This is a genomic window from Bordetella parapertussis, assembly GCF_020735925.1.
Lineage (GTDB): Bacteria > Pseudomonadota > Gammaproteobacteria > Burkholderiales > Burkholderiaceae_B > Bordetella > Bordetella pertussis.
In genome coordinates, this window is the sequence record NZ_CP085971.1 from 2,634,177 (window position 1) to 2,656,078 (window position 21,902).

At 72.8% G+C, this 21,902-nt stretch carries 6 protein-coding genes and 6 pseudogenes; 7 read left to right on the forward strand and 5 right to left on the reverse strand.

Going from position 1 to position 21,902, the window contains the following annotated elements:
• Positions 1 to 6 precede the first annotated feature (6 nt).
• The 4 genes and pseudogenes from LK409_RS12585 to glgX form a co-directional block, all read left to right on the forward strand.
• Entirely contained in the window at positions 7 to 3,195 is a 3,189-nt protein-coding gene (locus tag LK409_RS12585) for an alpha-1,4-glucan--maltose-1-phosphate maltosyltransferase (protein WP_102967418.1), read from the forward strand.
• 11 nt (positions 3,196 to 3,206) lie between these two features.
• Positions 3,207 to 6,548 (forward strand): annotated as a pseudogene (gene treS / locus LK409_RS12590) (maltose alpha-D-glucosyltransferase).
• On the forward strand, positions 6,545 to 8,740 hold the full coding sequence (gene glgB / locus LK409_RS12595) for a 1,4-alpha-glucan branching protein GlgB (protein WP_010928786.1): 2,196 nt from the start codon (positions 6,545 to 6,547) through the stop codon (positions 8,738 to 8,740). The pseudogene treS and the gene glgB overlap by 4 nt, the downstream one beginning before the upstream one ends.
• Positions 8,741 to 8,744: 4 nt before the next feature.
• A pseudogene (gene glgX, locus LK409_RS12600) lies at positions 8,745 to 10,301 on the forward strand (glycogen debranching protein GlgX); the annotation flags it as partial.
• On the opposite strand, the pseudogene LK409_RS12605 reads toward glgX, so the two are convergent.
• Both LK409_RS12605 and LK409_RS12610 read right to left on the reverse strand, forming a co-directional pair.
• A pseudogene (locus LK409_RS12605) lies at positions 10,243 to 10,929 on the reverse strand (alpha-amylase family glycosyl hydrolase); the annotation flags it as partial. The pseudogenes glgX and LK409_RS12605 overlap by 59 nt on opposite strands.
• Positions 10,926 to 11,552 (reverse strand): annotated as a pseudogene (locus LK409_RS12610) (glycogen debranching protein GlgX); the annotation flags it as partial. The pseudogenes LK409_RS12610 and LK409_RS12605, both read right to left, overlap by 4 nt.
• On the opposite strand from LK409_RS12610, the pseudogene LK409_RS12615 reads away from it, so the two are divergent.
• The 3 genes and pseudogenes from LK409_RS12615 to treY all read left to right on the forward strand — a co-directional run.
• Positions 11,546 to 12,616 (forward strand): annotated as a pseudogene (locus LK409_RS12615) (DUF3459 domain-containing protein); the annotation flags it as partial. The pseudogenes LK409_RS12610 and LK409_RS12615 overlap by 7 nt on opposite strands.
• Entirely contained in the window at positions 12,613 to 14,631 is a 2,019-nt protein-coding gene (malQ, locus tag LK409_RS12620; RefSeq protein WP_010928791.1) for a 4-alpha-glucanotransferase, read from the forward strand. The pseudogene LK409_RS12615 and the gene malQ, both read left to right, overlap by 4 nt.
• Positions 14,628 to 17,169, forward strand: a pseudogene (treY, locus tag LK409_RS12625) (malto-oligosyltrehalose synthase). Before malQ ends, treY begins: the two are co-directional and overlap by 4 nt.
• Here treY and LK409_RS12630 read toward each other — a convergent pair.
• From LK409_RS12630 to LK409_RS12640, 3 genes are all read right to left on the reverse strand, one after another.
• The gene (locus tag LK409_RS12630; RefSeq protein WP_010928792.1) at positions 17,160 to 20,132 is read right to left on the reverse strand and encodes a GAF domain-containing protein; all 2,973 of its coding nucleotides are present in this window, start codon (positions 20,130 to 20,132) and stop codon (positions 17,160 to 17,162) included. The pseudogene treY and the gene LK409_RS12630 sit on opposite strands and share 10 nt — an antisense overlap.
• Positions 20,133 to 20,232: 100 nt before the next feature.
• Positions 20,233 to 21,087, reverse strand: a complete 855-nt coding sequence (gene pdxK, locus LK409_RS12635) for a pyridoxine/pyridoxal/pyridoxamine kinase (protein ID WP_010926672.1) — start codon at positions 21,085 to 21,087, stop codon at positions 20,233 to 20,235.
• On the reverse strand, positions 21,084 to 21,887 hold the full coding sequence (locus tag LK409_RS12640) for a YggS family pyridoxal phosphate-dependent enzyme (RefSeq protein ID WP_010928793.1): 804 nt from the start codon (positions 21,885 to 21,887) through the stop codon (positions 21,084 to 21,086). Before LK409_RS12640 ends, pdxK begins: the two co-directional genes overlap by 4 nt.
• Positions 21,888 to 21,902 lie beyond the last annotated feature (15 nt).

Below are 21,902 nucleotides of genomic sequence, written 5' to 3' on the forward strand. Positions count from 1 at the left end.
GGCGCCATGGTTCGCCGCGCCGCCGCCCGACTCGATCGCGACGCCCACCTGCTGGCCTTTCACGCCGCCGCGATCGCCCTGGCGCGCGATACGCCCGCCGGTTCGTTCGCGGCGTGGCAGACCTTGTGCGTACGGCTGCGCCGCTGCGGTTTCAACGCGGTGTGCCTGACGCCGCCATGGCAGTGCCCCGATGACATCCAGGGCGCGCCGGCCGACGTGGACCATGCCGACGCGCGCTGGGGCGGCGGCGCCATGGACGCCACCCTGGCGCGCCTGGCGCGCGAGGCCGCCGCGCAAGGCCTGACACTGCTGCTGGACCTGGAGCCCGACCGGGTGGCGCGCGACGCCGCGCCGCGCACCGCGCAGGCGCAATGGCTGGAGAGCCCGGCCGACGAGCCGGCCGGCGACCCGCGCCAGCCCGCTGCGCGGCACGGCGTGCGCTATGTGCGCGGCCGCCCGGCGCCGGCCGCCTTCCTGCAGGCCTGGCAGTCCCGCCTGGCCGGATGGCTGGACGCCGGCGTGGCCGGCTTTCGCTGCACCGCGCCGCAGCGTCTCGATCCTTCCGACTGGCGCGCCCTGTTCGAACCCTTGCGGGCCAGCCGGCCGGCGCTGCGGCTGCTGGCCTGGACCGCGGGCCTGACGCCGGCGCAATCGGCCGCCCTGGCCGGCGTGGGGTTCGACGGCGTATTCGGCTCGATCCCCTGGTGGTCGCCCGACGCCACGTGGCTGGACGCCGAATCGCAGCGCCTGCGCGAGATAGCGCCGCTGCTCGCCGCCCCGCTCGCCCCGGCCGGCGGCGCGCCGCTGGCGCCCGCCAGCGCGGCCGCGCACGCCGCGCTGCGCGCCCTCTGGGTGGCCGCGCTGTGGGGCGACGGGCTGCTGGTGGGCAGCGAACTGCAGCGCATGATGCCCGCCGTGGCGCGCGCGCTGCGCTGGCGCCGCCAGGCCGCGCCGCGCGGCCGGCCGGTCTTGCTGTGCGGGCGCGACGGCTGGGCCACGCTGATCATCCGCCCGGGCCCGCCCGGCACGAGCCATGTGCTGGCGCTGGATCCGCAGGCCGCGCATGAGCCGCGGGTCGACTGGAGCGCCGGCGCCGCGTTGCTGCCGGCCGGCGTGCCTAGGCACCTGGCCGACCCGGTCGAACACTGCGCGCTGTACCGCGTTGCCGCCGAGCGTCCGGTGCGCGCCACGGCGGGCGCGCTGTTGCCCGGCCCGCCCTCGGCGTGCGACCGCGACGCCCGCGTCGTCTTCGAGCACGTCGCGCCTTCGGTGGCGCACGGCAGCCTGGCCGCCAAGGCCCTGGCCCATGTGCCGGTCGAAGTCGGCGTCGACCTGATCTCGGACGGACACGAACAGCTGGCCGGCGAGCTGCAATGGCGGGCCGTCGACCAGGCCGGCTGGCACGGCGTGCCGCTGGCGCCGGGCGACAACGACCGCTGGCACGCGCGCTTCGCGCCGCGCCGGATCGGCCTGCATGAGTTCCGCGTGTGCGCCTGGCGCGACACCTGGCTGACTTTCTGCCGCGAGCTGCGCCTCAAGCACGAGGCCGACCAGGACATCGCGCTGGACCTCGCCGAGGGCGCCGCGCACCTGCGGACAGCCCTGGCGCGGCGCCAGGCGCGCGGCGACGCGCGCCGCGCGCCCATCGAAGCGGCCCTGTCCATGCTGAATGGCGGGCCGGCGCCGGCCGACGCCGTGGCCGCCCTGCTGCGCGACGGACTGGCCCAGGCCATGCGCGCGCTGGCCGCGCGGCCCTTCATGCACACCAGCGCAAGCCGACCGCTCTGGGTCGACCGCGCGGCCGCCGGCCACGGCAGCTGGTACGAACTGTTCCCGCGGTCGCAGGCCGTGCCCGCCGGCGCGCACGGCACCTTCGACGACGTGATCGCGCGCCTGCCCGCGCTGCGCGCCATGGGTTTCGACGTCCTGTACCTGCCGCCCATTCACCCCATCGGCCAGTCGCAGCGCAAGGGCCGCAACAACGCGCTGCAGGCCGCCGCCGACGACCCCGGCAGCCCCTACGCGATTGGTTCGCCCGACGGCGGCCACGACGCCATCCACCCGCAGCTGGGCACCCGGGCCGACTTCGCGCGGCTGGTGCAAGCCGCCGCGGCGCATGGCATGGAAGTCGCGCTGGACTTCGCGATCCAGTGTTCGCCGGACCATCCCTGGCTGCAACGCCACCCCGACTGGTTCGAGCACCGCGCCGATGGCTCGATCCGGCACGCCGAGAACCCGCCCAAGCGCTATGAAGACATCGTCAATGTCAGCTTCTACGACCAGGCCAGCGGCCGCCCGCGCCGGGCGCTGTGGCGCGCGCTGCGCGATGTGCTGCTGTACTGGATCGACGCCGGCGTGCGCATTTTCCGCGTCGACAATCCGCATACCAAGCCGCTGCCGTTCTGGCAGTGGCTGATCGCCGACGTCCACGCCCGCCACCCCGACGTGGTGTTTCTTTCCGAAGCCTTCACGCGCCCGCGCATGATGTACCGCCTGGCCAAGCTGGGCTTCACCCAGTCGTATACCTATTTCACCTGGCGCAATACCCGCCATGAGCTGGACAGCTATCTGCGCGAACTGTCGCGCCCGCCGGTCTGCGAGTGGTTCCGGCCCAACTTCTTCGTCAACACGCCCGACATCAATCCGTATTTCCTGCAGGCCTCGGGCCGGGCCGGCTTTCTCATCCGCGCCGCGCTGGCCACCGCCGGCAGCGGACTGTGGGGCATGTACAGCGGCTTCGAACTGTGCGAGGCCCAGCCGGTGCCCGGCAAGGAGGAATACCTGGACTCCGAGAAGTACCAGTTGCGCCAGCGCGACTGGCATGCCCCCGGCAACGTGACCGCCGAGATCGCGGCGCTCAATCGCATCCGCCGCGCCAACCCGGCGCTGCACAGCCACCTGGGCTACGTGCCGCTGCAGTGCGCCAACGAGCAGGTGCTGACGTTCTGCAAGGCCACTCCGAACCGGGCCAGCGTGGTGCTGGCGGCAGTCAGCCTGGACCCCTGGGCGCCGCAATCGGTCCGGGTGGCCCTGCCGCGCTGGCTGTTCGGCCTGGACGACAGCGCCGACCTGCACGGCGAGGACCTGCTCGACGGCGCGCGCGCAAGCTGGCGCGAGGTCGCGCTGGACCTGGAATTGACGCCGCAACGTCCATACCGGCTGTGGCGCCTGTGGTCCCGACCCCTGTCATCCTGAGCGTACCGATCATGCCTGCCACCCATCCCGCTCCCGACCCGCTCTGGTACAAGGACGCCGTCATCTACCAGTTGCACGTCAAGTCCTTCTTCGACGCCAACGACGACGGCGTGGGCGACTTCGCCGGCCTGCTGGCCAAGCTGGACTACATCGTCGAGCTGGGCGTCAATTCCATCTGGCTGCTGCCGTTCTATCCGTCGCCGCGCCGCGACGACGGCTACGACATCGCCGACTATCGCGGGGTGCACCCCGACTATGGCTCGCTGGCCGACGCCCGGCGGCTGGTGCGGGCGGCCCACGCGCGCGGCCTGCGCGTCATCACCGAGCTGGTCATCAACCACACCTCCGACCAGCACCCTTGGTTCCAGCGCGCCCGCGCCGCGCGGCCGGGTTCGGCGCACCGCGCCTATTACGTCTGGTCGGACGACGACAAGGCCTATGCCGGCACGCGCATCATCTTCTGCGACACGGAAAAGTCCAACTGGACCTGGGACCCGGTGGCCGGCGCCTATTTCTGGCACCGCTTCTATTCGCACCAGCCCGACCTGAACTACGACAATCCGCAGGTGCTGCGCGAAGTGCTGGGCGCGATGCGCTACTGGCTGGACATGGGCGTGGACGGCCTGCGCCTGGACGCGGTGCCCTACCTGGTCGAGCGGGAAGGCACCAACAACGAGAACCTGCCGGAAACCCACGCCATCCTGCGGCGCATCCGCCGCGTCATCGACAGCGAGTATCCCGGCAGGATGCTGCTGGCCGAGGCCAACCAGTGGCCCGAGGACGCGCAAGAGTACTTCGGCGCCGGCGACGAATGCCACATGGCGTTCCACTTTCCCCTGATGCCGCGCATGTACATGGCCATCGCGCAGGAGGACCGCCTGCCCGTCACCGACATCATCCGCCAGACGCCGTCCATCGCGCCGCAATGCCAATGGGCCATTTTCCTGCGCAACCACGACGAGCTGACCCTGGAGATGGTGACCAGCCGCGAACGCGACTACCTGTGGAACGTCTACGCGGCCGAGCCGCGCGCGCGCATCAACCTGGGCATCCGGCGCCGCCTGGCGCCGCTGCTCGAGCGCGACCGGCGCCGCATCGAACTGATGAACAGCCTGCTGCTGTCCATGCCGGGCACGCCCGTGCTGTACTACGGCGACGAGCTGGGCATGGGCGACAACATCCACCTGGGCGACCGCGACGGCGTGCGCACGCCCATGCAATGGTCGCCCGACCGCAACGGCGGCTTCTCGCGCGCCGACCCCGAGCGCCTGCCGCTGCCGCTGCTGATGGGGCCGCTGTACGGCTACGAGGCGGTCAACGTGGAGGCGCAGCAGCGCGACCCGCATTCGCTGCTGAACTGGACCCGCCGCATGCTGGCCAAGCGCCGCCAGAGCCATGTGTTCGGCCGTGGCGAACTGTCGTTCCTGTATCCGGGCAACCGCAAGATCCTGGCCTATCTGCGCACCTGGGAAGACACGGTGGTGCTGTGCGTGGCCAACCTTTCGCAGGCGGCCCAGCCGGTCGAACTGCACCTGTCCGAGTACGCCGGCCGCGTACCGGTGGAAATGCTGGGCGGCACCGCCTTTCCGCAGATCGGCGAGCTGCCCTATCTGCTGACGCTGCCGCCTTTCGGCTTCTACTGGCTGGACCTGAGCGCCGGCGCCGCGCCGCCCGCGTGGCACAGCGAGCTGCCGCCGCAAATGCCGGAATCGATCACCCTGGTGTCGCGCGGCGCGGGCGCGGCGCTGCGCCTGACCGAGGCATCGCGCCGCCAGCTGGAAGCGGACGTGCTGCCGGCCTACCTGCAGCGGCAGCGCTGGTAGGCCGCGCGCCGCAAACCCGGCGTCATGCGGCTGGCCTACAGCGTGCCGCTGAACGACGACGTGGAAAGCTATTACGAAGCCGAGATCGAAGTCAGCGACGACGGACCGCCGCGCCGCTTCCATACGCCGGTGGCGCTGGCCTGGCAGGACGATACCGCCGCCCAGTATCCGCTGGCGCGCGTGCGGCGCGGCGCGCAGCTGGGCACGCTCACCGACGCCTCGCTGCAGCCCGGCTATGCGCGCGTGCTGCTGGCGGCCCTGACGGCCGGCCGCGATATCCAGGCCGGCGGCGAGCCCGCCGTGCGGCTGCGCTTCCTGCCCGAGCCGGGCCTGGCCGACCTGGCGCTGCGCGATGACAGCAAGGTGCGCGCGCTCAGCGCCGACCAGTCCAACAGTTCGCTGCTGGTCGGCGAGCGCGTCGTGTTCAAGCTGCTGCGCGAGCTGCATGCCGGCCCGCACCCCGAAGCCGAGATGACGCGCTACCTCACCCAGGCCGGCTACGCGCATACGCCGGCGCTGCTGGGCGAGGTCGTGCGCGTGCAGGGCGACCAGGCGCCCCATACGCTGGCGCTGGCCCACGCCTACGTCGTCAACGAAGGCGATGCGTGGAACTGGACCGTGGCCTACCTGAAGCGCACGGTCGACGCCGCCATGCTGACCGGCGCCAGCGCCGACGACTACCAGCAGGAACTGGCCGGCTACGAAGTGCTGGCCGGCACCATCGGGCAACGCCTGGCTCAGATGCACTCGGTGCTGGCGCGTGCCGGCGAACTGCCGGGCTTCGCGCCGCGGCCGGCCAGCGAGCGCGACGCCGCCCTGGCGGGCGAGCACGCGGTGGCGCAGCTAGACCGCGCGCTGCAGGCCTTGCGGGCGTGCGAGAGCGGGCTCGCCCCTGCATCGCACGCCTGCGCGCAATGGCTGTTCGAGCATCGCGACCGGCTGGCGGCCCACATCATGACACTGGCGCAGGCCGAAACCGGCGCGCTGCGCATCCGCGTGCACGGCGACTTCCATCTCGGCCAGATCCTGGTCGCGCAGACCGACGCCTACCTGATCGATTTCGAGGGCGAGCCGGCCCGGCCCATGGCCGAGCGCCGGCAACTGAGCAGCCCGTTCAAGGACGTTGCCGGCATCCTGCGCTCGTTCGACTATGCGGTGGCCGAACTCAGCCGCGACGATCCGCTGGGCGGCGCGCCGCGCGACTTCAACACCGGCGTGGCCGAGCCGGCCGACCCGGCCAGCGCGCCCCGGGAAACGCGCGAGGCGCTGCTGGCGCGCTTCCGGCAGCGCGCCGGCGCGGCCCTGCTGGCCAGCTATGGTAATGCCATCGACCCCGTGCTGGCCTTGCCGCCCGAGCGTGCCCAGGCGCTTACCTGCCTGTACCTGCTGGAGAAGGCCGCCTACGAAATCTGCTACGAGTCGGCCTACCGGCCCGAGCGCCTGCCGGTGCCCATCCATGGCCTGGCCGAAACCGCCCGCGCCGCGCTGCTGGCGGCCGCCGTCGACCACGATGAAGGACCGGCGCCATGATGCGAGATTCGCCTTCCATCCAGGGCACGCTGGACGCGGCCACCCAGCACGCGCTGCTGGCCGGCCGCCATGCCGATCCGTTTTCCGTGCTGGGGCCGCACCAGGCCGGCGCGCATACCGTGGTGCGCGTGCTGGCGCCCGGCGCGCGCACCGTGATGGCCGTGCTGCCCGGCGGCCAGCGCACACCCTTGCTGCCCATGCAGCCCGGCCTGTTCGAAAACACCGTGCCGGGCCTGCAGCCGGGCGCGCCGGCAGCCTACCGACTGTGCATCGAATGGGAGGGAGGCATCCAGCACACCGCCGACCCCTACGCATTCGGGCCGGTGCTCGACACCGCCCAGCTCGACCATTGCGCGGCCGGCGGCTGGCGCTACCTGGCCGGCCTGCTGGGCGCGCACGCCGCCAGCGTGGACGGCTGCGCGGGCACCCGCTTCGCGCTATGGGCGCCCAATGCTCGGCGCGTGGCGGTGGTGGGCGATTTCAACGGCTGGGATGGCCGGCGCCACGCCATGCGCCTGCGCTATCCGGCGGGCGTCTGGGAGCTGTTCCTGCCCGACGTGGGGCCGGGCGCGCGCTACAAATTCCAGGTGCTGGGCGCCGACGGCCATACCGTGCTCAAGGCCGACCCGCTGGCGCGCCAGGCCGAGGCGCCGCCTGCCACCGCGTCCATCGTCCCCGACGAACGCCCCTTCGCGTGGACCGACGAGGCCTGGATGGAACAACGCGCGGCGCGCCAGCGTTGCGACGCGCCGATCTCCATCTACGAAGTGCATGCCGGCTCCTGGTTCGACGACGCCGGCGCGCCGCGCTGGCAAAGCCTGGCCGCCCGCCTGCCCGAATACGCGCGCTCGCTGGGCTTCACCCATATCGAGCTGCTGCCCGTGATGGCGCATCCCTTCGGCGGTTCGTGGGGCTACCAGCCGCTCGGACTGTTCGCGCCGGCGGCCGCGCACGGCGCGCCGGCCGACTTCGCGCATTTCGTCGACCGTTGCCACGAGGCCGGGCTGGGCGTCATCCTGGACTGGGTTCCGGCCCACTTCCCCGACGACGCGCACGGGCTGGCGCGCCTGGACGGCACGCCGCTCTACGAGCACGCCGACCCGCACGAAGGCCGCCATCCCGACTGGAACACGCTGATCTACAACTACGGCCGCCGCGAGGTGCGGGCCTTTCTCATCGCCAGCGCCATCCACTGGCTGCGCCATTACCATGTAGACGGGCTGCGCGTGGACGCGGTCGCGTCCATGCTGTATCGCGACTACAGCCGCCCGGCCGGCCAGTGGATCCCCAACCGCCACGGCGGGCGCGAGAATCTCGAAGCCATCGACTTCCTGCGCGAACTCAACGCCGCCGTGGGCGTCCAGTGCCCCGGCGCCATCACCGTGGCCGAGGAGTCCACCGCCTGGCCCGGCGTGACCGCGCCAGTGGCCAACGGCGGTCTGGGCTTCGACTACAAGTGGAACATGGGCTGGATGCACGACACGCTGCGCTACATGCGGCGCGATCCGATCCATCGCCGCCATCACCACCACGATCTCAGCTTCGGCATGGTCTATGCCTATGCCGAACGCTTCGTGCTGCCGCTCTCGCATGACGAAGTGGTGCACGGCAAGGGCTCGCTGCTGGGCAAGATGCCGGGCGAGCGGGCCGCCCAGCTGGCCCAGTTGCGGCTGTACTACGCCTTCATGTGGGCCCATCCCGGCAAGAAGCTGCTGTTCATGGGCGGCGAGTTCGGCCAGCAAGGCGAGTGGAACCACGACGCCATGCTGCAGTGGTCGTTGCTGGACGATCCGGCCCATCGCGGGCTGCAGCGCCTGGTCGCGGATCTCAACCACGTCTACGCCACCCTGCCCGAACTGCATTGCCGCGACGCCGACCCGAGCGGCTTCGCCTGGATCGTCGGCGACGACGCGGACAACAGCGTGCTCGCCTTCGCCCGCGTGGACGCCAGCCATTGCCTGGTGGCCGTGTGCAACTTCACGCCGGTGCCGCGACCGGGCTATCGCTTCGGCGTACCCCACGCGGGCGACTGGCGCGTACGCGTGGACACCGGGGCGACGCGCTACGGCGGCGCCGGCGGCGGTCCGCCCATCTGCCTGCGCAGCGAACCCATCCCGGCCCATGGGCACCCGCAATCGCTGGTCCTGGACCTGCCCGGCTTCACCGCGCTGTACCTGCGCCACTCGGAGTAAAGCCATGTATCCGTCGCTGCCCGACCGACTGCTGCCCGGCCTGCCCGCCCCGCTGGGCGCCACCAGCGACGGCCTGGGCGTGAATTTCGCCGTGTTCTCGGCCAACGCCGCGCGCATCGAGCTTTGCCTGTTCGACGCGCGCGGCCGCAAGGAGCTGGCGCGCCTGCCCATGCCCGAATGCACCGACGAGGTGTGGCACGGCTACCTGCCCGACGCGCAGCCGGGCCTGGTCTACGGCTATCGCGCCCACGGACCGTACAACCCGCGCGCCGGCCATCGCTTCAATCCGCACAAGCTGCTGCTCGACCCGTACGCCACCGCCCTGACCGGCGCGCTGCGCTGGTCGGACGCGCTGTTCGGCTACCGCATGCAGCACCCGCGCGCCGACCTCAGCATGGACCGGCGCGACAGCGCCGCCGGCGTGCCCAAAGCCGTGGTGACCGAGCCGGCGTTCCACTGGGGCGCAACGCGGCGCCCCGCCGCGGCGTGGGCGCACACGGTCATCTACGAAGCGCACGTGCGCGGCGTGTCCATGCTGCGCAGCGACCTGCGCGAACCCATCCGCGGCACCTGCGCCGCCCTGGCCGACCCCCGCTTCATCGACCATCTCCACCGGCTGGGCGTCACCGCGCTGGAACTGATGCCGGTGCATGCCTTCCTGCAGGACCGCACCCTGGTCGAACGCGGGCTGCGCAACTACTGGGGCTACAACACCCTGGCGTACTTCGCGCCCGAGCCGGCCTATCTGGCCGACGGCCAGCCCCACGACCTGCGGCGCGCCATCCGCCGCCTGCACGCGGCCGGCATCGAAGTCATCCTGGACGTGGTCTACAACCACACCTGCGAAGGCAACGAACTCGGTCCCACGCTATCGTGGCGCGGGCTCGACAACGCCAGCTATTACCGGCTGGTGCCCGGCGACGAGCGCCGCTACATCGACGACACGGGCACCGGCAACACCCTCAACCTGTCGCATCCGCGCGTGCTGCAGATGGTCATGGACTCGCTGCGCTATTGGGCCGTCCACTACCGCGTCGACGGCTTTCGCTTCGACCTGGGCGTGACCCTGGGCCGCGAGGGTACCGGCTTCGATGCCGGCAGCGGCTTTTTCGACGCCTTGCTGCAGGATCCGGTGCTGGCGCGCGTCAAGCTGATTTCCGAACCCTGGGACGTCGGCCCCGACGGCTACCAGCTGGGCCGCCACCCGCCCGGCATGGCCGAGTGGAACGACCAGTTCCGCGACACCGCGCGGCGCTTCTGGCGCGGCGACCCGGGCATGGCCGGCGCGCTGGCGACGCGCCTGACCGCCTCGCGCGACGTGTTCGACCACCGCCACCGGCGGCCCTGGAGCAGCATCAATTTCGCCGCCGCCCATGACGGCTTCACGCTGCAGGACGTGGTCAGCTTCGCCGAGCGCCACAACGAGGCCAACGGCGAGGACGGCGCCGACGGCCACGGCGAGAACTACAGCAGCAACTGGGGCGTCGAGGGAGCCGCCAGCAGCGCGAGTCGATGGCCGCGCCCCACGGCGTGTCGGCGCGCGCGTCAAAGAAGTCGGCGGCGTAGCGATGGAGGTAATTGCCGTCGGGCCCGAAGTGGTTGTAGACCACGTCCAGCATGACGCCCATCTGCAGGCCGTGCGCCGCGTCGATGAGGGCCTTCAGTTCATCGGGCGTGCCGTAGGCGGTGTCCGGCGCGTACGGCAGCACGCCGTCGTAGCCCCAGTTGCGCGGGCCGGGAAAATCCGCGATGGGCATGAGTTCGAGCAGCGTGACGCCCAGGCGCGCCACCTCGGGCAGGCGGCGGCGCAGGCCGGCGTAGCCGCCGCACAGGCCGGCATGCGCTTCGTAGATGACGCTGTCCTGCCAGGGACGGCCGCGCCACCCGGTGTGGCGCCACGGATAGCGGTCGGGTCCGACCACCACGCTGTGGCCGTGCACGTCGCCGTCCTGCAGCCGCGAGGCGGGGTCCGGTACGGCGCAATCCACGGCGAGCCGATAGCGATAGCGCAGGCCGGGCGCGCCGTCCACGATGGCCTGGGCGTAGCCGTCGGGGCCGGGCCGCAGGGCGATGGGCGCGCGGCCTTCGATCTCCAGGGCGAGCGCGGGCGGCGCGCTGGGGGCCCAGAGCCGGAAGCGGATCTTGCCGGGCGCGCAGACCGTTGCGCCCATGGCGGCCGGCCGGTTCATGGCGTGTGCGCGCCGTCGACCGACGCCGTCAACAGCAGCACGGCGCGCGCGCCCACGATCGCTTCGGGCCCGCCGCAAGGCGCGGCCGGCGCCTCGGGCGAGGCGCTGTCGAGCGCCAGGGTCCAGGCCAGCGTCGGCGCCGGCAGGACGCAGGGCCGCGGCTCGGCCGCGGCGTTGCACAGCAGCAGGGTGACGTCGACGCGGCCAGGCTGGGCCGGGTCCGGCAGGGCGCGGCGCAGGACCAGCAGACGGCCTTCGGGCGCGTCCCAGTCCGCGGACGTCATGGGCGCGCCGCGCGCATTGAACCAGTCGATGGCGCCCAGGCCTTCCTGCCATTGGTGCGCGGGGTCGCCGTAGCGCGTCGCGCGCAGGCTCGGGTGGGCGCGGCGCAGCGCTGCCAGCCGCACGGCGTAGGCGGTCAGGGCGCGGCCCGGCGTGCTCTGGGCGACGGCCCAGTCCAGCCAGCCCATCGGGCCGTCCTGGCAGTAGGCGTTGTTGTTGCCGCCCTGGCTGTTGCCGAACTCGTCGCCGGCCAGCAGCATGGGCGTGCCGTCGGCCAGCATGACGGTGGCCAGCAGGGCGCGCTGCACCCGGGCGCGGGTTTCGCGCACGGCCGCGGCAGCAGGCCGTGCAGCGCTACTTCATCGACAACGCGCTGTACTGGCTGCGGGAATATCGTTTCGACGGCCTGCGGCTCGACGCCGTGCACGCCATGGGCCGCACCGACTGGCTGGCTGGGCTGGCCCGCGAGGCGCGCGCGGCCTGTCCGGACCGCCGCGTCCACCTCGTGGTGGAAAACGACGCCAACCAGGCCAGCCTGCTGGAACAGGGGTTCGATGCCCAATGGAACGACGACGCCCACCATGTCCTGCACCATCTGCTGACCGGTGAGCGGCAGGGCTATTACGCCGACTACGCGCAGGCGCCCGCCGCGCTGCTGGCGCGCGCGCTCGGCGAAGGCTACGTGTACCAGGGCCAGGCCGCGCCCACGCGCGGCGGGCGCGCGCGCGGCGAGCCCAGCGCGCACCTGCCGCCGTGGGCCTTCGTGCTGTTCCTGCACAATCATGACCAGGTCGGCAACCGCGCCGACGGCCTGCGGCTGACCTCGCTGCTCGCTCCCGGCTCGCCGGCCCTGCGCGCGGCCATCGCGTTGCAGTTGCTGGCGCCGCACATTCCCCTGCTCTTCATGGGCGAAGAGTACGGCTCGACCGCGCCCTTCTTCTACTTCACCAGCCACGGTCCCGAGCTGGCCGCCGCGGTGCGCGCGGGCCGGGCGCGCGAGTTCGCGGCGTCGATGCATGATTGCGATCCCCCGCCCGATCCGAACGATCCGGACACTTACCGCCGCTCGTGCCCCTGGCCGCCGCCCGGCGCCGAACGCCAGGCCTGGTTCGAGTACTACCGCGAACTGCTGCGCCTGCGCGCGCGCCTGCTGGGCGGGCGCCTGACTGGCGCGCGCGCAGACGGCGCCGCGGCGTTGGGCCCGGCGGCGGTGCGCGCCGCGTGGCGGCTGGGCGATGGCGCCCGGCTCACGCTGTACGCCAACCTGCTGCCCGGCAGCGTCATCGTGCCCGCGCCGCCGGCGGGCCAGCTGGCCTATGCCAGACTGGCCGGCGCGGGCCAGGACCTGGCCGCCGGCGTGCTGCGCGGCGGCTGCGCGCTGGCGCTGTGGGAGCCCGCGCCATGAGCGAGAACCAGGCCCTCGCCCGGCTGTGCGCGCTGGCGGGCGTCTCGCCGCGCTGGACCGATGTATGGGGCCGCACGCGTGCCGTCGCCCCGCCGGTCTTGCGCGCGGTACTGGCCGCGCTCGACCTGCCCGCGGCTACGCCGGCCCAGGCCGCCGACACCCTGGCGCGCTGGCGCGCCCGGCGTCCGGCCATGCTGACCGCGCGCGCCGGCGGGATGCTGCGCGTGCCCGGCGACGCGGCCGCGCCCTACGCCATCGAACTGGACAACGGCCAGGTGGCGCACGGCCTGGCCGAGCCCGATGGCGCCGGCGGCCTGGCGCTGCGCGCACCCAGGCAACCCGGCTACCACACGTTGCGGCTGGGCAGCGCGTCCATCGCCTTGGCGGTCGCGCCGCCGCGCGCGCCCACGCTGGCGCGCCTGCTCGCCAGTCCACGGCCGCGCCGCTGGGGCGTGGCCGCGCAGATCTACAGCTTGCGCGGCACGGCCGACCCCGATGGCGGCCATGGCGATTTCGGCGCGCTGGCCGAACTGGCGGTCGCCGCGGCGGGCCACGGCGCCGACGCGGTGGCGCTCAGCCCCGCACACGCGCTGTTTGCCGCCGCTCCGCGGCGCTGCAGCCCGTACTCGCCCTCCACGCGGCTGTTCCTCAACATCCTGTACGCGGACCCGCTCGACACCTTCAGCGACGCCGAATGCGCCGCCGCGCGCCGGCCCTCGTCCGGCGCCGACGCCCCCCTGATCGACTGGCCGCAGGCCGCGGGCGCGCGGCTGGCCATGTTGCGGCGCCTGCACCGCGGCCTGGCCGCCGACGACCCGCGCGCCGCCGAACTGGCGCGCTTTCGCGCCGAAGGCGGCCAGGCGCTGCGCGACCACGCCCTGTTCGAGGCCTTGCACGCGGCCAATGGCGCCACCGACTGGCGCGGCTGGCCGGCGGCGTGGCGCCGCCCCGCCGCGGCGCTGGCCGCCGGCTGCGCGCGCGAACATGCGCGCGAGATGGATTTCCACGTCTTTGCCCAGTGGCTGGCGCGGCGCAGCCTGGCGCACGCCCAGGCCGCCGCGCGCGCGGCGGGCATGGGCGTGGGGCTGATCGCGGACCTCGCCGTCGGGGTGGACCCGGCCGGCAGCCAGACCTGGGCCCAGCCCGACGCCATGCTCGGCGGGCTGAACGTGGGCGCGGCGCCCGACCTGCGCCACCCCGGCGGGCAGGACTGGCGCCTGACCGCCTGCTCGCCCGCCACGCTCGCCACGCAAGGCTACGCGGCCTACATCGACATGCTGCGTCGCGCGCTGGCCAGCGCCGGCGGCGTGCGCATCGACCACGTACTCGGCCTGGCGCGCCTTTGGGTCATCCCCGAGGGCGCGCCGCCCGACCAGGGCGCGTACCTGGCCTTTCCGGTCGAAGACCTGCTGCGCCTGGCGGCCCTGGAAGCGTGGCGCCACCGCGCCGTGCTCATCGGCGAGAACCTCGGCACGGTGCCGCGGGACTTCAACGCGCGCCTGCGCGCGCACGGCGTGCTCGGGATGGACGTACTGTGGCTGCAGCGCGAGACCGGGCCAGGCGGCGCGGGACGCTTTCGCCCGCCGGGCCGCTGGCCCGCCAGCGCCGTCGCCATGACCAGCACGCACGACTTGCCTACCCTGCGAGGCTGGTGGCAGGCGCGCGATCTGGACTGGTGCGTGCCTGCGCACGAGGCCGACGCGCAGCGCCGGCAGCGCGACCAGGACCGGCGCGCCCTGTGGCGCCAGGCGGCCCCGCCCGGCCTGGCCGCTACGGCGCCGCCCGCCGAGCCGCCCTGCGCCGCCCTGCTGTCCCATGTGGCGCGCAGCCGTGCGCCGCTGATGCTGGTGCCGCTCGAGGATCTGGCGGGGCTGGCCGAACAGCCCAACGTGCCGGGCTGCCCGGACCATCCCAATTGGCGCCGGCGCATGCCCGCAACCGCCGCGGCGATGCTGGTGCAGCCGGCCGCGCGCCTGGCGCTGGCGGCGATCGCCGCGCACCGGGGACGGCCATGATCCGCGCCACCGTCCGCCTGCAGTTGCATGCCGGCTTCACGCTCGACGCCGCCGGCGCCCAGCTGGACTACTACGACGCGCTGGGCATCAGCCATCTGTACCTGTCGCCGGTCGCCCGCGCGCGGCGCGGCTCCACCCATGGCTACGACGTGATCGACCACGCCCAGGTCAACCCCGAACTGGGCGGGCTGGCGGCGCTGCGGCGCCTGGCCGGCGCGGCGCGTGCGCGCGGCATGGGCCTGATCCTCGACATCGTGCCCAACCACATGGCCGCCCATCCGGACAATCGCTGGTGGCGCGAGGTGCTGCGCGACGGTCCGGCCAGCGCCTATGCCGACTGGTTCGACATCGACTGGCGCCCCCCCGGCCGGACCTTGCGCGGCCGGGTGCTGCTGCCCGTGCTCACCTGCGGCGCGCGCGCCGCGCTGGCCAGCGGCGAGATCGGGCTGCGCGCCGGCTCCGACGGCACGCCGGCGCTGCATGCCAACGGGCTGGACCTGCCGTTGGCGCCGGCGAGCCTGCCCATGGCCGCGCTGCTGCTGCACCATGGCGGAACGCCCGCCCAATGGCATGCCTTGCTGCGGGCGCAGGCCTACCGCCTGGCATGGTGGCGCAGCGCGGCGCAGGCCATCAACTGGCGGCGCTTCTTCGAGATCGGCGATCTGGTGGGCGTGCGGGTCGAACGGCCCGAGGTATTCGACGCCGTGCATGCACTGCCCTTGGCACTGTACCGCGCGGGCCTGATCGATGGGCTGCGCATCGATCATGTCGATGGCCTGGCCGAGCCCGGCGCCTATTGCCGCCGCCTGCGCGCCGAGCTCGCGCAGGCCGGCCAGGCGCGCGCCGCGCGCGGCCTGAGCGCCGAACCCTATGTGGTGGTGGAGAAGATCCTCGGCGACAAGGAGACGCTGCGCGCCGACTGGCCGGTCCAGGGCACCACCGGCTACGACTTCATGAACGAAGCCTCGGCCTGGCTGCACGACGCGCGCGGCGCCACGCCGCTGGCCGCGTTCTGGCGCGACAATGCCGGCACCTGGCCACACTGGCGCGAACAATTGCGGCGGATACGTCTATGGTTGTTGCGGCGCCACTTCGGCGCCGAGCGGCGCGCGCTGGCGCGCAGCCTGGCCGACTTGCCCGAACTGCGCGCCTCGGCGGCCGCCATCGACCCTGTGCTCACGCAATGGCTGGCCTGCTTTCCCGTCTACCGCACCTATGCCGAAGGCGGCGCCGGCCAGGCCGCCGACCAGGCCTGGCGCCAGACGGCGCAGACCCGCGCCAACGCCCACCTCGACCCTGCCCAGCAGGCGCTGCTGGCCGCGCTCTGCCTGGCTCTCGACGGACGCATGGCGGACGCGCCGCACCGTCTGGCGCTGCGGCGCCTGCAGCAACTCACCCCGCCCCTGGCGGCCAAGGCCCTCGAAGATACCTGGTTCTACCGCGACGGCACCCTGCTCTCGCGCAACGAAGTCGGCGCCGCGCCGGCCCAGTTCGCGCTGGGCGGCGGCGCGCTGCGCCGCAGTGTGGCCGCGCGCGCGCCGCCATCCGCAAGCCTTGCTGGCCACCGCCAGCCACGACCACAAGCGCGGCGAGGACGTGCGCGCGCGCCTGGCGGTGCTGAGCGAAATGCCGCAACAATGGTGCGACTGGGCCCGGCAATGGCTAGCCGACGCCGGCGGCAGCGCCGCCCCGCCCGCCTGGGCCGACCGCTACATGCTGCTGCAGACCCTGGTGGGCGCCTGGCCCGCCGACCTCGCGCCCGACGACCAGGCCGGCATGGCCGCGCTGTTGCGGCGCGTGGCCGCCTGGCAGGCCAAGGCCCTGCGCGAAGCCAGGCAGCGCAGCAGCTGGACCTGTCCCGACCTGGCCCACGAAACCTTGTGCGCGCGCTATCTGCGCGCCCTGGCCGACGATGGCGCGGCGCTGCCCGCCGTCGCCGCCCTGGCGCGCCGGCTGGCGCCGGCCGGACTGGTCAACAGCCTGGCCCAGACCGCGCTGCGGCTGGGCCTGCCCGGCGTGCCGGATCTATACCAAGGCTGTGAAACGTGGGACCTCAGCCTGGTGGACCCGGACAACCGCCGCGCCGTGGACTACGCCGCGCGGCGCGGCGCGCTGGCCAGTCTCGGCAACGGCGCGCTGGCGCTGCCCGAGCTGTGGCGCGACGGCCGCGCCAAGCAGGCCCTGGTGGCCCGCGCCCTGCAATGGCGCCGCGAGCAACCCGCGCTGTTCGAACACGGCGCTTGCCGCTGGCTGCGCGTCAGCGGCGCGCGCGCCCGGCATGTGCTGGCCTGCCTGCGCACCCGCGGGCCGCAACAGGCCCTGATCGTCGTGCCGCGCGCCAGCGCCCTGGCGCTGGCCGGGCAGACCGGACCGGACCGGGACGCCGCCGCGCATTGGCGCGACACCTGCGTACACCTGCCGGCCGACGCCCCGCCCTGGCGCGACATCCTTACCCACGCCGGCCACCAGGGCCGCGCCCTGGCGCTGAGCGAACTGCTCGCGCGCTGGCCGGTGGCGCTGTGCCGCGTTCAGTCCTGACTGGCAGCCAGCAAGCGGCACACGCGGGCGGTCAGCTCCCCGGGCGAGAACGGCTTGCGTATCAGGCTGACGTCGCGCTCCTGCCGGGCCCAGCCATTCTCGCGTTCATCGGCGTAGCCCGTCATCAGAATGATGCGCAGGGCCGGCCGCAGCGCCCGCGCGGCCTGCGCCAGCGCGTGGCCGTTCATGCCGGGCAGCCCTACATCGCTCAACAACAGGTCTATCCTGGCGTCGCTTTGCAGCAGGCGATGGCCGGCGTCGCCGTCGGCCGCCGTCAGCACGGTCAGGTTCAGCTCCTCCAGCGCCGCGCGCACCATGTCGCGTACATGCTCATCGTCCTCCACCAGCGCCACCACCGCCGCATGCGCGGGCGCGGCGGGCGGCTCGGACGACTCGGGCGCCGGCAGGGCCACGGGCTCGCCCACATGGCGCGGCAGGAACAGCCGCACCGCGGTGCCTTCGGCCTGCACGCTGGCTATCGTCACCATGCCGCCCGCCTGCTGGGCGAAACCATAAATCATCGACAACCCCAGGCCGGTTCCCTGCCCCATCGGCTTGGTGGTGAAGAACGGCTCGAACACGCGCGCCAGCACGTCCGGCGCCATGCCGCATCCCATGTCCGAGACACAGACCTCGACGAACTCGCCCGCCTCGGCGCAGGGATTGGTCTGCACCGCCGCCGCGTCCAGTTCGCGGTGGGCGACCTCGATCTCCAGATCGCCGCCGGCCGGCATGGCGTCGCAGGCGTTGATCACCAGGTTCAGCACCGCGTTCTCGAACTGGTTCATGTCGCAGCGCACCCGCCACGACTGCGCCGGCAGCTTCAGCGTCAGGCGCACCTGCTCGCCCGTATAGCGGCGAAACAGCTCATCCATGGAACGCAGGATATCGCCCGGATCGAACACCTGCGGATCGATGGCCTGCTGGCGCGAGAAAGTCAGCAGCCGTTGGGTCAGCCGCGCGGCGCGGTCGGTCGATTCCTGGGCGGTGCGCACATACTTGCCGACCTCCTCCGGCTTGCTGCGGCGCAGCTTGCGGTCTATCAGGTACAGCGCGCCGGAGATGCCCTGCAGCATATTGTTGAAGTCGTGCGCGATCCCACCCGTCAGCCGGCCCACCGCCTCCAGCTTCTGCGACTGCCGCAGGGCGTCCTCCGTCTGGCGCAGCACTTCGGCCTGCGCCTTCAGGTCGGTGTCGTCGCGCCCGGCCAGGTACACATTACCCTCGGCGCGCGACAGGCTCCAGGTAATCCAGTGATAGCTACCGTCCTTGTGCAGCAGGCGGCTTTCCAGGTGCCGCACCGGCTGCATGCCCTCGGCGGGCTCGGCCTCCAGCGTGGCCTGCATCGACGCCAGGTCCTCGGGATGCACGCCCTCGTCCAGCCCCATCGCCAGGAACTGTTCGGGCGACCAGCCCAATATGGCGCGCACTGCCGGGTTCACCGATACCAGCCGTCCGCCATGGTCGGCCACCGCCAGCAGTTCGGGCGACAGGCGCCAGATGCGGTCGCGCTCGGCGATGGCGTGCTCGACGCGTTGTTCCAGCACGCGCGCGTACTGCGAACGTTCGATCGCTTCGCACATACGCTCGGCCGCTTCTTCGATAAAAGCGATGTCCGTGCCCTTGAGCGGATGGGTCGGATCGGGCCGCACCAGCAAGGTGCCGTCGGCGCGGCCCCAGCGGCGCAGCGGGACCACGATGGCCGAAGGCTGCTGGTTGCCCGCCGGGCCGGCCAGATACGGCGACAGATAGGCCGTGCGCCCCTTGCGCACCGCCTCGTAGTAATCGGGCGTGAGCGGCGCGGACTCCAGCATCGACCGTCCATCGTAGGGCGGCCGCGGCCCCCAGCTTGCGGCGATGCGGTCGCCACGCTGCGGCACGGATTCCATTACCGCCACCGCGCCCAGTTCCAGGTGCCGGCCCAACTCCTCGCACACCATCTGCTCGATCTGGTCCTGCTGGTGGATTTCGCGCATGCGATCGCCCAGGGTCAGCAGGAAATTCTTGCGGTACTGCCGCTCCCACAGCTCGCTCTCGGCCAGCTTGCGCGCCGTCACATTGAGAAACAAGGCCGCCACCCGATCATGCCCTTCCTTGCCGGCGCGGCATTCGTAGCAGGCCTGCGGCGGCCCGGGCGCTTCCACTTCGAACTGCGCCGGCTCGCCGCTCTCGATCACGCCCACGAAGATCCGCATGATGCTGTCGGCCGCGGCCGGACTCATGACGCGCAGCATGGGGCCCAGCGTCTGGCCGACGGCCAGCCCGCTCTGCGTCTCGAATGCCGGGTTGATCTCCAGCAGCGTGAAATCGTCCACGCTGCCCGTGCTGTCGCGCTGCGCCTCGGCCAGGAAGAAACCCTCCTGCATGCGCTCGAACATGCCGCGCCAGCGCACGCTGCTGTTGCGCAGCGCCTGTTCGGTCAGGTGGCGCTCGATGGCCAGCGCCGCGGTGCGCGTCACCAGCGCGATCGCCTCGATGTCCTCGCGCGTGGGCAGGCGCGGCTGGCGATAGTAGTTGGAGAACACGCCCAGGGTGCGCCCGTCGGTCGCCTTGATCGGCGTGGACCAGCAGGCGCGCAAGCCGTGCTGCGTCGCCGCCTCGCGCCAGGGCGGCCAATTGGGATGCACGGTCAGGTCCTCGACATAGACCGGCGTGCCCAGGAACGCCGCCGCGCCCCACGACGCCACGCCCGGGCCGATCGCCGCGCCATCGGTGGCCTGCACATAGGCCGCCGGCAGGCTGGGCGTCGCCACATGGCGCAGGCGCATGCCCGAGTCATCCACGAACGCGATCGAGGTGAGCAGCTCCACGCTGGACTGCGCCTCGACCGCCTGCATCACGTGCAGCAGCACGTCGGTCAAGGGCACGCCTGCGGCGATGCGCTGCAGCATCACCCGCTCGTCCTCCAGACGCGCCAGCGTATTCGTCCACGGGCTGGAAACCCGGTCTCCCTTGCGCAGCATCGCGGTCCTCGTGTGGCGGCCATGGCCGGCTGCCGCCGGCCCAATGAACCACTGTATTGCAGGCCGCGCCGGTCATACCACTACGCGAGGTAACACGACGCTACCTGAGCGGCCCCGCCAGCAGCAGCTCCCCGCAGCCCGCCTCGCGCGTGCGTTCCAGCGCCTCGATGACCTGCAGGGCGGCGCGGCGCGCGGCCTCGGCCACCGGCTGGCCGGCCAGCAGGTGGCCGGTAAGCGCAGCACCGAACATATCGCCGGTTCCCTTGGGCGCCGTGTCGACATGGGCATGCTCCAGCACCTGCGCGTCGTCGTGCGTGACCACCGCCACGCGCACCCGGCCCGGCGGCCAGGTGGCCGGCGCCGCGCTGGTCACGATCACCCAGCGGGCGCGCCCGCCCAGCAGGGTGCGGGCTGCGGCGATGGTCTGCTCCATGGTGCCGGTGGGCAGCCCGGTCAGGCATTCCAGTTCGAAGCCGTTGGGCGTCAAGCCCTGCGCCAGCGGCAGCAGATGATCGCGGTACGCCGCGACCATGCCGGGCGCCACGTACACGCCGCTGTCGTGGTCGCCGATCACCGGATCGATGTGCACGCGCAGGTCGGGACGCACCGCCACCAGGCCCGCGATCCAGCGGCCCAGCGCCTCGGCCTGCGCGGGCCCGCCCAGGTAGCCCAGCTGCACCACCCGCACCCCCGCCAGCGCGCCGCGCGCGCCCAGGTCAGCCAGATAACCCTCGAACCAATCCAGCGGCACGGCGCCGCCATGCATGCTCGGATAGTGCGGCGTATTGCTCAGCACCACCGTGGGCACCGCCGCCACCCGCAGGCCGAAGCCATTGAACACCGGCACGGCCACGCTGTTGCCGACCTGGCCGTACACCACTTGCGACTGGATCGACACCACGTCGATGGGCAGCGGCGCAAGCGCCTGCGGATTGGGGGCCGCCAGCTTCATCATTCGTCCTCCGCCCGGTCCGCCGCGCCGCTGTCGGGCCAGTAATAATCGTTGGGCAAGGCGCGCGCGCCATAGATCGCCTGGCCGACCCGCACCACGGTGGCGCCTTCCTCGATGGCGATCTCGTAGTCGCCCGACATGCCCATGGACAGCTCGTCCAGGCTCACGCCGGCCGGCGCTTCCTGCCGCAGGCGGTCGCGCAAGGTACGCAGCTGCCGTACGCGCGCGGCGTCGGCCGACAGCACCGCCAGCGTCATCAGCCCGCGCACACGCAGCGCGCCGTAGCTCGGCAGTTGGCGGATGAAGGCCGCCGCCTCGTCCGGATGCAGGCCGTACTTGCTGGCCTCGCCCGAAGTATTGACCTGCACGTACACATCCAGCGCGCGCCCCTCGGCCTGCAGGCGGCGCTCCAGCGCCTCGGCCAGGCGCACGCTGTCGAGCGCCTGGAACTCGGCCGCGAAGCGCGCCACCAGCTTGGCCTTGTTGGTCTGCAGATGGCCGATCACCGACCAGCGCAAGTCGGCCAGGTCGGCCATGGCCTCCCATTTCCGGTAGGCCTCCTGGACCTTGTTCTCGCCCAGCTCGCGGCAGCCGGCGGCATACGACATGCGGATGCGGGCCTCGTCCACCGTCTTGCTGACCGGCAACAGCCGCACGCCGGCCGGGTCGCGCCCGGCCCGCTGGCAGGCCGCCGCCATGCGGGCCCGCACCGCCGCCAGGTTGTGCTCGAAATCGGCCACGCTGTCGGCGCGGGGGTAACGCGCCGCCGCGTCGGGCGCATCCTGGGCAGTATCGGCGTGCATGGCTGTTTCGAATCC

What these genes read in the sequence shown, in the direction of transcription:
- LK409_RS12585 (WP_102967418.1), top strand. Translation starts at nt 7, where the DNA reads ATGGTTCGCCGCGCCGCCGCCCGACTCGATCGCGACGCCCACCTGCTG.
- glgB (WP_010928786.1), top strand. Translation starts at nt 6,545, where the DNA reads ATGATGCGAGATTCGCCTTCCATCCAGGGCACGCTGGACGCGGCCACC.
- malQ (WP_010928791.1), top strand. Translation starts at nt 12,613, where the DNA reads ATGAGCGAGAACCAGGCCCTCGCCCGGCTGTGCGCGCTGGCGGGCGTC.
- LK409_RS12630 (WP_010928792.1), bottom strand. Translation starts at nt 20,132, where the DNA reads ATGCTGCGCAAGGGAGACCGGGTTTCCAGCCCGTGGACGAATACGCTG.
- pdxK (WP_010926672.1), bottom strand. Translation starts at nt 21,087, where the DNA reads ATGATGAAGCTGGCGGCCCCCAATCCGCAGGCGCTTGCGCCGCTGCCC.
- LK409_RS12640 (WP_010928793.1), bottom strand. Translation starts at nt 21,887, where the DNA reads ATGCACGCCGATACTGCCCAGGATGCGCCCGACGCGGCGGCGCGTTAC.